The organism is Streptococcus australis, assembly GCF_015553625.1.
GTDB lineage: Bacteria > Bacillota > Bacilli > Lactobacillales > Streptococcaceae > Streptococcus > Streptococcus australis_B.
Map to the genome: position 1 here is coordinate 84,368 of NZ_JADNGY010000005.1, position 14,856 is coordinate 99,223.

Sequence of the window (14,856 nt, forward strand, 5' to 3'; positions counted from 1 at the left end):
GAGGTGATGAAATGTTTATTGCGGCTGATGCAAAGCAACAGCGTTGGAATTGTTTGGAGAAGGTTCCGATGAAAAAGGAGGGTCCCTTTTTCTGTCTCCTGTGTGGAAAGGAAGTCATCTTAAAGAAAGGGCCTGTGATGCGTCCGCATTTTGCCCACGTCAACCTAGAAGCTTGCCCCTTCCATCATGAAACGGAGAGTCCAGAGCATTTGGAGTTAAAGCTGGCACTTTATCAATGGGCCAAGCAACACTCCAATGCTGAAGTGGAAAGTCCTCTGCAGGCTTTCCAACAGATTGCGGATATTCTCCTTCCAGATCAAAAGCTTGCCTTAGAAGTGCAATGTAGTTCCTTATCCATGGAGCGTTTAAAAGAACGGAGCGATGCCTATCGCAAGCATGGTTATCAAGTTTACTGGTTGCTAGGGAAAAACTTATGGCTCAAGAAAAGCCTGTCAGCTCTGCAAGAAGGTTTTGTCTATTTTAGCCAAAATAGGGGCTTTCATCTCTGGGAGTTGGACCTAGAGCAGCAGGAAGTTCGGCTCCACTATCTGATCCATCAAGACTTGCGAGGGCGTCTTCATTATCGGACTCAATATTTTCCTTTTTATGGAGGGAATTTGTTAGATGTTTTGCGGACCCCCTATGCCCAACAAGGCTTGCAACGAATGACGGTCTCTCTAGACAGACAGTTTAAGGACTATCTTCGTCAGCAGTTGTATTACCGGCATCCTAAGTGGATGGCCCTTCAGGAACAACTCTATCTGAAAGGAAAGCATCTCCTGGAATTGGACTTGGAAGCCTTTTATCCCCTTTGTCGGCCACTGAAGTCTAGGAATTTTATTCAGATTAGGGGAGACTGGCAAGCCTATTATCAGAACTTTATGACCTACTATCGTTCAACTGGAATGAAAGCGACGCAGACTCTTTATTCACCTCGTTTTTATCAGAACTGGAAAGCTTAAATTTCTGTCAATCAAATACCCCCAAATGGTAATATTTCAGCAGAATAAAAGCTGAAATAGACGCGCAAAACTATTTACTTTAGTTAGAAAAGAGGTATAATATACCTAAAAACGAAAGCGAACAAACAAAGAAGAATCTGAAGTATTGGAAGGAGGAATTGAAAAAATATGAAGATTAAACATATTTTACAGTTACCCTTCGGGACGTCTATCAATTTAGACGAGAATGTCCCCGAATCCGGAGTAGTGGGCAAGTTTTTGACCGTTGATTTTGAAAATTACTATAAAGTTGTGGGAGCTCCGACGAACATTTTTTCAGAGGTCTTGATTTCAAAAGCAGAAATGTTGACGGAAGGTCAAGAAGTTCATTTTGTATAAAAATAAGTACTTAGATAATAATCTAGGTGCTTTTTATGTTAGAATAGAAGCATTGGAGGATTTTTGTAATGGTAAAACAACGAAATGAAATTGATGAAAAATACCAATGGGATTTGTCGACCATTTTTGCGACAGACCAAGCATGGGAAGAAGAAGCAACTGCCTTAGCTGCAGCTATTAAAGATGCTGCCCATTTTGCAGGCTCTTTATTGTCTTCTCCAGCCAACCTATTAGAAACCACAGAAGTTTATTTGGACTTGAGCCGTCGTTTGGAGAAGGTTTATGTCTACGCTCATATGAAGAATGACCAGGACACACGCGTAGCCAAATACCAAGAATTCCAATCAAAAGCCATGTCCCTTTACAGCCTTTTAGGGGAGACCTTTGCCTTCTACGAACCAGAATTTATGGAGATCACCGAAGAGCAATATACCAACTTCTTGAAAGAAGTCCCTGCCCTAGAAGCTTATGCTCATTACTTTGATAAATTACTCAAAACCAAAGAGCATGTCCTTTCTCAAAAAGAAGAAGAATTGTTAGCAGGAGCGGGTGAAATCTTCGCTGCAGCGGGTGAAACTTTTGAGATTTTGGACAATGCAGATATCGTCTTCCCGATGGTGAAGGATGACCAAGGCCAAGAAGTACAGTTGACCCATGGAAACTATATCTCTTTGGTAGAGTCGAAGGACCGCCAAGTCCGTAAGGAAGCTTACCAAGCCTTGTATGGTGTCTACGAACAGTACCAACACACCTATGCTAAGACTCTTCAGACCAACGTCAAGGTTCACAATTACAATGCCAAGGTTCGCAAATTCTCAAGTGCGCGTGAGGCAGCTCTTTCTGCTAACTTTATCCCAGAAAGCGTCTATGATAGTTTGGTAGAAGCGGTGAACAAGCACTTGCCTTTGTTGCAACGGTACGTGAAACTCCGCTCAAAAATCTTGGGAATTGAAGATTTGAAGATGTATGATGTCTACACGCCATTATCTTCTACCGATTACAAGTTCACCTATGAAGAAGCTCTTGCCAAGTCTGAGCAGGCTTTGGCGGTGCTTGGCGATGACTACCTATCACGCGTGAAGCGGGCCTTCACTGAACGTTGGATCGACGTCCATGTCAACCAAGGAAAACGTTCAGGGGCTTATTCAGGTGGATCGTACGACACCAATGCCTTTATGTTGTTGAACTGGCAAGATACATTGGACAATCTCTTCACCTTGGTGCATGAGACCGGCCACAGTATGCACTCCAGCTATACCCGTGAAACCCAACCTTATGTTTATGGGGATTATTCTATTTTCCTTGCTGAGATTGCATCTACAACCAATGAAAATATCTTGACTGAGCAATTGCTAGCTGAAGTAGAAGATGATGAAACCCGTTTTGCCATTCTCAACCACTTCTTGGATGGCTTCCGTGGTACAGTCTTCCGTCAAACCCAGTTTGCGGAGTTTGAACATGCGATTCACAAGGCTGACCAAGAAGGACAAGTCTTGACCAGCGAATTCTTGAATGAGTTGTATGCAGACTTGAACGAGAAATACTATGGTCTTTCAAAAGAAGATAACCCAGAAATCCAATACGAATGGGCTCGCATTCCTCATTTCTACTATAACTACTATGTTTTCCAATATTCAACTGGTTTTGCAGCAGCCTCTGCCTTGGCTGAGAAAATTGTGCATGGAACACAGGAAGATAAGGACAAATACCTAGAATATTTGAAGGCTGGAAATTCGGATTATCCACTCAACGTGATCCGCAAGGCGGGTGTCGATATGGAAAAAGAAGACTACCTCAATGCAGCCTTTGAAGTCTTTGAACGTCGTCTCAATGAATTTGAGGCCCTGGTTGAAAAATTAGGATTGGCCTAAGATGGTAGAGTCTTACAGTAAAAATGCCAACCACAATATGCGCCGCCCAGTTGTCAAGGAGGAAATTGTCTCTTTCATGCGGGAGCGCCAAGCGCCGGTAACGGATGCTTTAAAGGAGCTAGAAGAATTTGCTCGACGGGAAAATATTCCCATCATCCCTCATGAAACGGTTGCTTTCTTTCGTCTCTTTTTGCAGACCATGCAACCCAAGTCAATCTTAGAAATTGGGACAGCAATCGGCTTTTCGGCCCTCTTGATGGCAGAGCAAGTGCCTGATGCAAGGATTACAACCATTGATCGCAACGAGGAAATGATTGGTTTTGCCAAGGAAAACTTTGCTCGTTTTGATCAACGTAACCAAATCACCCTCTTAGAAGGGGATGCGGTCGATCTGCTGGAGCATATCGAGCAACGCTTTGACTTGATTTTTATGGATTCGGCTAAGTCCAAGTACATCGTCTTTCTTCCAGAAGTTCTCAAACGGTTGGAAGTTGGGGGAGTGGTGATTTTAGACGATATCTTCCAAGGGGGAGATGTAGCACGTGATATTATGGAAGTCCGTCGTGGACAACGCACCATCTATCGAGGTTTGCAACGTCTTTTTGACGCCACTTTGGACCATCCTGGCTTGACGGCCAGTCTGATTCCGCTCGGTGATGGCATTCTCATGATCCGTAAAAACGAGGAAGAGATTTCCTTGCCGACAGAAGAGTAGCTTTTAGTCTTATTTAAGTTATCCTTTTGAATTTGTGGTAAAATAGAAGCAGTGAATTTTAGAATGGAGAAATAAACATGAAGAAAAAATTTGTAGCTGGAGCGGTGACCCTTTTATCCGTTGTAGCGCTAGCAGCTTGTGCAAAAGGTGGCAGTGACAAAGATATCGTCACAATGAAGGGTGACACGATCACTGTTGGTGATTTCTATGATGAAATCAAACATAACCAAGGTGCACAACAATACCTGTTCCAAATGACCATTAATAAAGTCTTTGAAAAAGAATACGGCTCAAAAGTCTCAGACAAAGATGTTGAGAAAAAAGTTGATGAGCAGAAAAAACAATTGGGTGAAGCCTTCAATAGCTACCTCACTCAACAAGGGTTGACAGAAGAAACCAACAAACAACAAATCCGTAGTAACCTTTTGTTAGAGTATGCGGTTGACCAAGCTATTTCAAAAGAGTTGACAGACGAAGCTTATAAAAAAGCCTTTGAAAGCTATACACCAGAAATCACTGCAAATGTGATTAAATTGGATTCAGAAGAAAAAGCGAATGAAGTTCTTGCAAGTGTAAAAGCTGAAGGCGCTGACTTTGCACAAATTGCCAAAGAAAATTCTACAGATGCTAGCACCAAAGAAAAGGGTGGAGAAATCAAATTTGACTCTGGAACAACAACTGTTCCAACCCGTGTCAAGGAAGCAGCATCTAAGCTTGATGTAAATGGTATTTCAGATGTCGTTATTGATCCTGCTAGTCAAAAAAGCGCTGGTGCCTACTATATCGTTAAAGTAACTAAGAAGGAAGAAAAAGGATCTGACTGGAAGAAATACGAAAAACGCTTGAAAGAAATTCTGACGGCAGAACGTAAAAATGATGCCAACTTTATCCGTAGCATCATTGCCAAAGCAATGACAAATGCCAATATCAAGGTCAAAGATGATGCCTTCAAGGCAACCTTCAACCAATACATGCAAAATATTGGTGCAACAACAGAAGATAGCTCATCTTCTAAATAAGGATATTAGTTGACGAGCATTGTATTTATCTGTATAATGAGATAGTTGAGAATAAATCATTTAGAATCAGATTCAGAGAAGTGGCGGGGGTGCGAGCCATGGAAGAGGAATGATTTTGCTACTCAATAGAACAATTACATAATCGAATGAAGAATGACAAGTTCATTGAATGAAGGTGGTACCGCGGTTTTTCGCCCTTCGTTAGTGAGCTTGTCTTTTTTTCAGCATCTTCTACCGGAGATCCTTTCTAATAAGAGAAAGGCCTTCCTATGGATTTGCAGGAGGAAACTGATGAAATCGTATCTGGTCAAACAAAAGTTTCGACTTGGAGGGGAACGCTTTGACATCAAAAATGATCTGGGAATGGTAGAATACCATGTAGAAGGTTCATTTTTTAAGATTCCTAAGACCTTTACGGTATTTGATGTGGAAGGCCAGAAGATTAGCCATATCACGAAGAAAACCTTTAGCCTCTTACCCCAATTCACTGTAGAATTGGCGGATGGCTCCAGTTTTTTCATCCGTAAAAAACTGACCTTATTCCGTGATAAGTACGATATTTCTAATTTAGGACTACGCATCGAAGGCAATATCTGGGATTTGAATTTCAAGTTATTGGATGATCGGGACCAGCTGGTTGCAGAGATTAGCAAACAAGTCTTTACCTTGACGTCGACTTATCAGGTAGCTGTCTATGAAGAAAAATATGCCAATCTCGTGATTTCCTTATGTCTTGCAATTGACTATGTAGAAATGACTGAAAATGGCTCTTAAGCCAACCAATAGAAAACATGAAATAGAGGAGAAAACATGAAACAATTATCTAGTGCACAAGTCCGCCAAATGTGGCTTGATTTCTGGGCTACCAAAGGTCACTCAGTAGAACCATCTGTTAGCTTGGTTCCTGTCAACGATCCAACCCTTTTATGGATCAACTCAGGGGTAGCAACCCTTAAGAAATACTTTGATGGGACTATCATCCCTGAAAACCCACGGATTACCAATGCGCAAAAGGCCATCCGTACCAACGATATTGAAAACGTAGGAAAAACAGCTCGTCACCATACCATGTTTGAAATGTTGGGGAATTTCTCAATCGGTGATTACTTCCGTGATGAAGCCATCACTTGGGCTTATGAACTTTTGACAAGTCCGGAATGGTTTGACTTCCCCAAAGACAAACTCTACATGACCTACTACCCAGCTGATACGGATTCTTACAATCGCTGGATTGAAGTGGGTGTAGATCCAAGTCACTTGATCCCAATTGAAGACAACTTCTGGGAAATCGGTGCTGGACCTTCTGGACCAGATACAGAAATCTTCTTTGACCGTGGGGAAGCCTTTGACCCAGAAAACATCGGTATTCGCCTCCTTGCAGAAGATATCGAAAACGACCGTTACATCGAAATCTGGAATATCGTTTTGTCACAATTTAACGCAGATCCAGCTGTACCTCGTAGTGAATACAAGGAATTGCCACACAAGAACATTGATACGGGCGCTGGTTTGGAGCGTTTGGTAGCCGTGATCCAAGGGGCGAAAACTAACTTTGAAACGGACCTCTTCATGCCAATCATCCGTGAAGTGGAAAAATTGTCTGGTAAAGTTTACGACCAAGATGGTGACAACATGAGCTTCAAGGTCATCGCAGACCATATCCGTTCTCTTTCATTTGCTATCGGTGATGGGGCTCTCCCTGGAAATGAAGGCCGTGGTTATGTCCTTCGTCGTCTTCTTCGTCGTGCATCTATGCATGGTCAAAAATTGGGCATCAATGAGCCTTTCCTTTACAAACTGGTTCCAACCGTTGGTAAAATCATGGAAAGCTACTATCCAGAAGTGCTTGAAAAACGTGACTTTATCGAGAAAATTGTGAAGAGCGAGGAAGAGTCATTTGCTCGTACCCTTCACTCAGGTCAACACTTTGCAGAAACAATCGTAGCAGACTTGAAAGAAAAAGGTCAAACGGTTATCGCTGGTCAAGATGTCTTCAAACTCTACGATACTTATGGATTCCCAGTGGAGTTGACAGAAGAAATCGCTGAAGAAGCTGGTATGACAGTTGACCGTGAAGGTTTTGAAGCAGCTATGAAGGAACAACAAGAACGTGCGCGTGCGTCAGCTGTCAAAGGCGGATCCATGGGGATGCAAAACGAAACCCTTCAAAATATCACTGTTGAGAGCGTCTTTAACTACAATGCTAGCCAATTGCCTTCAAAATTAGTGGCTATCGTAGCAGATAACGCAGAAGTAGAAGCTGTTTCAGAAGGAACTGCATCACTGATCTTTGCAGAAACTCCATTCTACGCTGAAATGGGTGGACAGGTTGCTGACCATGGTCAAATCTTGGATGCTACAGGAAATGTCGTAGCGACTGTAACAGACGTTCAAAAAGCACCAAACGGACAAGCTCTTCATACCGTTGAAGTTCATGCTCCACTTGCTTTGAACCAAGAATATACCTTGGCAATCGATACGAACCGTCGTCATCGTGTCATGAAAAACCACACAGCGACTCACTTACTCCATGCAGCTCTTCACAATATCCTTGGCCACCATGCTACTCAAGCAGGATCTCTTAACGAAGTAGAATTCCTTCGTTTTGACTTCACTCATTTCCAAGCGGTAACTCCTGAAGAATTGCGTGCCATTGAACAACAAGTCAATGAAAAGATTTGGGAAGCGATCGCTGTAGAAACAGTTGAGACAGATATTGATACAGCTAAAGAAATGGGAGCTATGGCCCTCTTTGGTGAGAAATACGGTAAGGAAGTCCGTGTTGTCACCATTGGTGACTACTCAGTCGAGCTTTGTGGTGGTACCCACGTTGGCAATACTTCTGAGATCGGTCTTTTCAAGATTGTTAAAGAAGAAGGGATTGGATCAGGAACTCGTCGTATCTTGGCAGTAACTGGTAAAGAAGCCTTCGAAGCCTACCGTAAACAAGAAGATGCACTGAAAGCAGTCGCAGCAACCTTGAAAGCACCTCAACTCAAAGAAGTCCCTCACAAGGTAGAAGGCCTTCAAGAACAACTCCGTCAATTGCAAAAAGAAAATGCAGAATTGAAGGAAAAAGCTGCAGCAGCAGCGGCAGGTGATGTCTTCAAGAATGTCCAAGAAGCAAACGGTCACCGTTACATTGCTAGCCAAGTTTCTGTTTCAGATGCAGGTGCCCTTCGTACCTTTGCGGATAACTGGAAACAAAAAGACTACTCTGATGTGCTTGTTCTTGTCGCAGCAATTGGTGACAAGGTAAATGTCCTTGTAGCCAGCAAGACAAAAGACATCCACGCAGGTAACTTGGTCAAAGAATTGGCTCCAATCGTTGATGGACGTGGTGGTGGGAAACCAGACATGGCCATGGCAGGAGGAAGCAACCAAGCGAAAATCCAAGAATTGTTGGATGCCGTAGCAGGTAAATTGTAAGCAATAGGAGAGAGTGGGACAGAAATCGGTAATTCGTTAGAATTCGATTTCGTCGTCCCACCTCCGCACAGTTGAGTAGGGCTGTAAAAGCTGATGAAATCAGCGTAGTAGAGCCCACTCAACCACTGCGTCTTGCTCGACAATCCAAAAACAATTGAGAGGCTAGGACTTTTGTCCCAGCCTCTCTTTTTTCAAAAAAAGAAACGTACCCAATTAGAAAAAGATTGCAACAAAAAAACCTTTCCAGATGGAAAGGTTTTTCTTCTTATAATCCATAGTTGTAATCGTCATCCTGCATGGCTTCTACTTCACCGAGGAGGTAGCCATTTCCGACTTGTGAGAAGAAGTCGTGGTTGGATGTTCCGGTTGAGATACCATTCATAACGATTGGGTTGACATCGTCCGCTGAGTCAGGGAAGAGCGGATCTTGTCCCAAGTTCATAAGGGCCTTGTTAGCATTGTAGCGAAGGAAAGTCTTGACTTCCTCTGTCCAGCCCACACCGTCATAGAGGCTCTCTGTATAGCCTTCTTCATTCTCATAGAGGGTGTAGAGTAGGTCATACATCCATTCTTTGAGTTTTTCTTGTTCTTCTTCTGGTAATTCGTTAAATCCGAGTTGGAACTTGTAGCCGATATAGGTTCCGTGAACAGATTCGTCCCGAATGATCAACTTGATGATTTCAGCCACGTTGGCTAACTTGTTGTTTCCAAGATAGTAGAGCGGTGTGAAGAAACCAGAGTAGAAGAGGAAAGTTTCAAGAAAGACGCTGGCTACTTTCTTTTCAAGGGGAGTTCCATTGAGGTAGATTTCATTGATGATTTCTGCCTTCTTCTGAAGGAAAGGATTGGTATTGGTCCATTCGAAAATCTCTTCGATTTCTGACTTGGTATTCAAGGTAGAAAAGATTGAAGAGTAAGACTTAGCATGGACAGATTCCATGAATTGGATGTTGTTAAAGACAGCTTCTTCGTGGGGAGTACGGATATCTGCACGAAGAGCTTGCACACCAGTTTCGGACTGCATGGTATCCAAGAGTGTCAATCCACCAAAGACTTTACCAACCAAGTCTTTTTCTTTGAGAGATAACTTTCTCCAGTCGTCCAAGTCGTTTGACAAAGGAATACGTGTATCCAACCAGAATTGTTCGGTTAGCTTTTCCCAAGTAGATTTATCGATGACATCTTCGATGGCATTCCAGTTAATGGCTTTGTAGTAAGTTTCCATTTGAAATCTCTTTCTTTTTCTAATTCATTCGATCATACAATCATTGTTATTCTAACACAATTGTTAGAATACTGCACAAAAAGTCGGCGGACCGACTTTTGGTAGCAATGGATCAGAGTGTCTTAGATGACACAGCTTTCACATTGGTTCGCGCCAACTTCTCCACCATCATCTGTAAAGGTACGGACGTAGTAGATAGACTTGATTCCCTTATTAAAGGCATAGTTACGAAGGATAGACAAGTCACGAGTGGTTTGTTTGTTTTCAGTTTTCCATTCGTAAAGACCTTTTGGAATGTCACTGCGCATAAAGAGAGTCAGTGAGAGTCCTTGGTCCACGTGCTCAGTTGCGGCAGCATAGACATCGATGACTTTCCGCATATCCATATCGTAGGCAGAAGTGTAGTAAGGAATGGTATCTGTTGATAATCCTGCTGCAGGGTAGTAGATCTTACCAATTTTCTTCTCTTGACGTTCTTCAATCCGTTGTGTAATTGGGTGGATAGAAGCAGACACGTCATTGATGTAGCTGATAGAACCATTTGGTGCGACAGCTAAACGGTTTTGGTGGTAAAGACCATCTGCTTTCACTTTATCACGAAGTTCAGCCCAATCTTCTGCATTAGGGATGAAGATGTCTTTAAAGAGTTCTTTGACACGCTCTGATTTTGGAACAAACTCTCCAGTCGTGTACTTATCAAAGTAAGTACCGTTTGCGTAGTCTGATTTTTCAAAGTTGTGGAAGGTAACGCCACGTTCACGCGCGATATTGTTTGATTCCACGAGGGTCCAGTAGTTCATGAGCATGAAGTAGATGCTAGTGAACTCAACAGACTCAGGTGATCCGTACTCGATCAATTGTTGCGCAAGATAGCTATGAAGTCCCATCGCACCGAGGCCAAAGGTATGCGCTAGGCTATTTCCATGGTCGATCGTAGGAACAGCGACGATGTGAGAACTATCTGTCACAAAGGTCAAAGCACGAACCATGGCACGAATAGAACGACCAAAGTCAGGTGAGGTCATCATGTTGACTACGTTTGTTGAACCAAGGTTACATGAGACGTCGGTCCCCATTTTAATGAATTCTTGAGCATCGTTGATCAAGCTTGGTTCTTGAACCTGGAGGATCTCTGAACACAAGTTACTCATGATGATTTTGCCATCAACTGGGTTGGCGCGGTTAGCAGTATCAATATTGACTACATATGGGTAACCAGATTCTTGTTGCAATTTAGAAATTTCTGTTTCCAAATCACGGGCTTTAATTTTTGTCTTACGGATGTTTGGATTAGCAACCAACTCATCGTATTTTTCAGTGATGTCGATATAGTTGAATGGCACTCCGTATTCACGCTCTACAGAATATGGGCTGAAGAGATACATTTCTTCATTCTTACGAGCCAACTCATAGAACTTGTCTGGTACGACGACACCAAGTGAGAGAGTCTTAACACGAACTTTTTCATCGGCATTTTCTTTCTTAGTTGAAAGGAAGGCGATGATGTCTGGGTGGAAGACGTTGAGGTAAACAACCCCCGCCCCTTGACGTTGACCAAGTTGGTTAGAGTAAGAGAAGCTATCTTCAAAGAGTTTCATAACAGGAACGACCCCAGAAGCAGCTCCTTCATAGCCTTTGATCGGTGCTCCAGCTTCACGAAGGTTGCTGAGGGAGATTCCAACCCCACCACCGATACGTGAAAGTTGAAGGGCAGAGTTGATAGAGCGTCCAATCGCATTCATATCATCTGTTACTTGGATCAAGAAACAGGAAACCAATTCTCCACGGCGGGCACGTCCAGCATTTAAGAAAGAAGGAGTAGCTGGTTGGTAGCGTTGGTGGATGATTTCGTTTGCGATGTCTTTGGCAATGTCTTCATTTCCATCTGCAAAATAGAGAGCATTGAAGAAGACGCGGTCTTCCATGCTTTCGAGATAGTATTCTCCATCATTTGTTTTAAGCGCATACTGGTTATAGAATTTATAGGCAGCCATGAAGGACTTGAATTGGAAGTTTTGGTCTTTGATAAATTGATAAAGTTCTTCCAAGAATTCTGGACGATATTTCTTGATAAAAGCTGTTTCGATATAGTTGTGTTCAATAAGGTAGTTGATTTTATCCGTTATTGAATCAAAGGCCATAGTATTTGGCGCAACATTTTCTTTAAAGAAAGCATCCAAGGCTTCTTTGTCTTTATGAAGCATGATTTGACCGTTTACTGGACGGTTGATTTCATTATTAAGACGGAAGTAGGTTACGTCTTCAAGTGATTTTAATCCCATAATGTTCCTTTTTCTAATTCAAAAACAAAGGGGAGGCAAGCTCCCCTGTACAAGTAAAAGGGCCAGGGAACACAGTAGTCAAGGACTACAGTATTCCATTCCCTAGACCAATCAGATCCTGTTTGATAGTTTTAAGATAATTTCTTGAGCTTAGCTGGTTGGAAGCCAGAAAAGACTTCATCTGCCGTTTGGATAACTGGTGCAGCATTGAAACCAAGGTTCTTCACATGGTCTACAAACTCAGGTTGCTCATCTAGATTAATTTCACGGTATTCAACGTGATTGGTATCTAAAAAACGTTTGGTCATTTTACATTGAACGCAATTATTTTTTGAATAAATTGTCACCATAATGTGATCTAACTCCTCTAAATTCATAAATCTGTATCTAGTATAAACAAAAGGTTTTTCCTTGTCAAGAGTTTTAACTAAATATTGTGCACATAAATTAACTATACCGGAAGATACCACAATATGTAGTATTGTAAGAATTAGTGAAAATTGAGGAAAACGTGATAAAATATAGGTTTTTTAAGTCAAAGGAATCCCTATCTTTTTCCTAAAATTCTATATACTGTGTCCGTGAAAGCAATTCTATTTATTTAATAGAAGAAAGTAAAAAAAGAAGATCAAAAGAAGAGAAAAATTGAGTGCTTCCTGTAAGTATTTTCAGTAAGTGTGTGATAAAAATCTTGAAAAATAATGAAGAAGATGATATAATAGCAAATTGTAAGGGTTATCACAGATAACTCAAAACTAATTTTAAAAGGAGAGTCAAACTATGGCTTCTAAAGATTTCCACATCGTGGCAGAAACAGGTATCCACGCACGTCCAGCAACTTTGTTGGTTCAAACTGCTAGCAAATTTGCTTCAGATATTACTCTTGAATACAAAGGTAAATCAGTTAACTTGAAATCAATCATGGGTGTTATGAGCCTTGGTGTTGGTCAAGGAGCTGACGTTGTAATCTCAGCTGAAGGAGCTGACGCTGATGATGCTCTTGCAGCAATCGCTGAAACAATGGAAAAAGAAGGATTGGCATAAACATGACAGAAATGCTTAAAGGAATTGCAGCATCTGATGGTGTTGCCGTTGCTAAGGCATATCTACTTGTTCAACCCGACTTGTCATTTGAAACAATCTCAGTTGAAGATACAAATGCAGAAGAAGCTCGTTTGGATGCAGCTCTTGAAGCTTCACAAAACGAGCTTTCTCTTATTCGGGAGAATGCAGTAGCGAGCCTTGGTGAGGAAGCAGCACAAGTATTTGATGCTCACATGATGGTTCTTTCTGACCCTGAAATGGTTGGTCAGATCAAGGAAACAATTCGCACGAAGAAGGTGAATGCTGAGGCTGGTTTAAAAGAAGTTACAGACATGTTTATCACCATCTTTGAAGGAATGGAAGATAACCCATACATGCAAGAACGTGCAGCAGATATTCGCGACGTTACCAAACGTGTTCTTGCAAACTTGCTTGGTAAAAAATTGCCAAACCCTGCGACCATCAATGAAGAAGCAATTGTGGTTGCGCATGACTTGACCCCATCAGATACAGCTCAATTGAACAAACAGTTCGTTAAAGCTTTTGTTACAAACATTGGTGGCCGTACAAGTCACTCAGCGATCATGGCGCGTACACTTGAAATCGCAGCTGTTCTTGGTACAAACAACATTACAGATCTTGTAAAAGATGGTGATGTTTTGGCCGTATCTGGAATCACTGGTGAAGTTGTTATCAACCCAAGTGAAGAACAAATCGCAGAATTCAAATCAGCTGGTGAAGCTTACGCGAAACAAAAAGCTGAATGGGCTCTTTTGAAAGATGCGAAAACTGTTACTGCAGATGGGAAACACTTCGAGTTGGCTGCTAACATCGGTACACCTAAAGACGTTGAAGGTGTGAATGAGAATGGTGCAGAAGCAGTTGGACTCTATCGTACTGAATTCTTGTACATGGACTCTCAAGACTTCCCAACTGAAGATGATCAATACGAAGCATACAAAGCGGTTCTTGAAGGTATGAACGGTAAACCTGTTGTCGTTCGTACGATGGATATCGGCGGGGATAAAGAACTTCCTTACTTCGATCTTCCTAAAGAAATGAACCCATTCTTGGGTTACCGTGCTTTGCGTATCTCCATCTCTGAAACTGGTAACCAAATGTTCCGTACTCAATTACGTGCCTTGCTTCGTGCATCTGTTCACGGTAAATTGCGGATCATGTTCCCAATGGTTGCTTTGTTGACGGAGTTCCGTACCGCTAAAGGTATTCTTGAAGAAGAAAAAGCGAAATTGGTTGCTGAAGGTGTTGCCGTTGCTGACGACATCGAAGTAGGTATCATGATTGAAATCCCAGCAGCAGCAATGTTGGCTGACCAATTTGCCAAAGAAGTTGACTTCTTCTCAATTGGTACAAACGACTTGATCCAATACACAATGGCTGCTGACCGTATGAACGAACAAGTATCATACCTTTACCAACCATATAACCCATCAATCCTTCGCTTGATTAACAACGTTATCAAGGCAGCTCACGCTGAAGGTAAATGGGCTGGTATGTGTGGTGAAATGGCCGGTGACCAAACAGCTGTTCCACTCCTTGTCGGAATGGGCTTGGATGAGTTCTCAATGTCAGCTACATCAGTCCTTCGTACACGTAGCTTGATGAAGAAATTGGATACAACTAAGATGCAAGAATACGCTAACCGTGCTCTTACTGAATGTTCAACAATGGAAGAAGTTCTTGAACTTTCTAAAGAATACGTGAACGTAGATTAATTGATTTTAAGAATCTGATAACAAAGTTATCACCTTGGAAGAGGTGGTAGCTTTTTTATTTTGCTACTTTATTTGTCTTATAAAGGAAGTAGCTGAATAAAAATAGAGTAGATATCCCTATATCAAAACAAAAAATCTAAATTTTCTAAAAATTTTCGGAAATAGGTTTAATTACAATGATTTTTATAGTATAAT

The 14,856-nt window shown here is 41.9% G+C and carries 12 protein-coding genes; 9 read left to right on the forward strand and 3 right to left on the reverse strand.

Annotated elements, in window-relative coordinates; translation table 11 throughout:
• Positions 1-11 precede the first annotated feature (11 nt).
• The 7 genes from I2D56_RS05725 to alaS all read left to right on the forward strand — a co-directional run bounded on the left by I2D56_RS05725 (position 12) and on the right by alaS (position 8,374).
• A complete protein-coding gene (locus I2D56_RS05725; protein ID WP_195348171.1) occupies positions 12-962 on the forward strand; it encodes a competence protein CoiA in 951 nt (316 codons plus the stop codon).
• Between the two features lie 168 nt (positions 963-1,130).
• A complete protein-coding gene (locus I2D56_RS05730; RefSeq protein WP_123160093.1) occupies positions 1,131-1,340 on the forward strand; it encodes a hypothetical protein in 210 nt (69 codons plus the stop codon).
• A 68-nt stretch (positions 1,341-1,408) separates the two neighbouring features.
• Positions 1,409-3,211: an oligoendopeptidase F gene (pepF, locus tag I2D56_RS05735; RefSeq protein ID WP_195348172.1), complete on the forward strand. Its 1,803-nt coding sequence runs from the start codon at positions 1,409-1,411 to the stop codon at positions 3,209-3,211.
• A gap of 1 nt (position 3,212) precedes the next feature.
• Positions 3,213-3,926 carry an O-methyltransferase gene (locus I2D56_RS05740; protein ID WP_023026613.1) on the forward strand — a complete coding sequence of 238 codons (714 nt, stop codon included), beginning with the start codon at positions 3,213-3,215 and terminating at the stop codon, positions 3,924-3,926.
• Between the two features lie 77 nt (positions 3,927-4,003).
• A complete protein-coding gene (locus tag I2D56_RS05745) occupies positions 4,004-4,945 on the forward strand; it encodes a peptidylprolyl isomerase (protein WP_048717181.1) in 942 nt (313 codons plus the stop codon).
• Between the two features lie 291 nt (positions 4,946-5,236).
• A complete protein-coding gene (locus tag I2D56_RS05750; RefSeq protein WP_229050191.1) occupies positions 5,237-5,719 on the forward strand; it encodes an LURP-one-related family protein in 483 nt (160 codons plus the stop codon).
• Between the two features lie 36 nt (positions 5,720-5,755).
• Complete coding sequence (gene alaS, locus I2D56_RS05755) at positions 5,756-8,374, forward strand: alanine--tRNA ligase (protein WP_195348174.1); 2,619 nt, start codon at positions 5,756-5,758, stop codon at positions 8,372-8,374.
• Positions 8,375-8,639: 265 nt separating this feature from the next.
• Here alaS and nrdF read toward each other — a convergent pair whose 3' ends face one another.
• The 3 genes from nrdF to nrdH form a co-directional block, all read right to left on the reverse strand.
• The gene (gene nrdF, locus I2D56_RS05760; RefSeq protein WP_023026617.1) at positions 8,640-9,599 is read right to left on the reverse strand and encodes a class 1b ribonucleoside-diphosphate reductase subunit beta; all 960 of its coding nucleotides are present in this window, start codon (positions 9,597-9,599) and stop codon (positions 8,640-8,642) included.
• A 122-nt stretch (positions 9,600-9,721) separates the two neighbouring features.
• Positions 9,722-11,881, reverse strand: coding sequence for a class 1b ribonucleoside-diphosphate reductase subunit alpha (gene nrdE, locus I2D56_RS05765; protein ID WP_154852418.1), 2,160 nt, complete (start codon positions 11,879-11,881; stop codon positions 9,722-9,724).
• Positions 11,882-12,012: 131 nt separating this feature from the next.
• Positions 12,013-12,231 carry a glutaredoxin-like protein NrdH gene (gene nrdH / locus I2D56_RS05770; protein WP_006596951.1) on the reverse strand — a complete coding sequence of 73 codons (219 nt, stop codon included), beginning with the start codon at positions 12,229-12,231 and terminating at the stop codon, positions 12,013-12,015.
• A gap of 430 nt (positions 12,232-12,661) precedes the next feature.
• Here nrdH and I2D56_RS05775 point away from each other — a divergent pair, with 430 nt between their 5' ends.
• Positions 12,662-12,925, forward strand: a complete 264-nt coding sequence (locus I2D56_RS05775) for a phosphocarrier protein HPr (RefSeq protein ID WP_006596636.1) — start codon at positions 12,662-12,664, stop codon at positions 12,923-12,925.
• A gap of 2 nt (positions 12,926-12,927) precedes the next feature.
• Complete coding sequence (ptsP, locus tag I2D56_RS05780; protein WP_120702149.1) at positions 12,928-14,661, forward strand: phosphoenolpyruvate--protein phosphotransferase; 1,734 nt, start codon at positions 12,928-12,930, stop codon at positions 14,659-14,661.
• Positions 14,662-14,856: the final 195 nt, after the last annotated feature.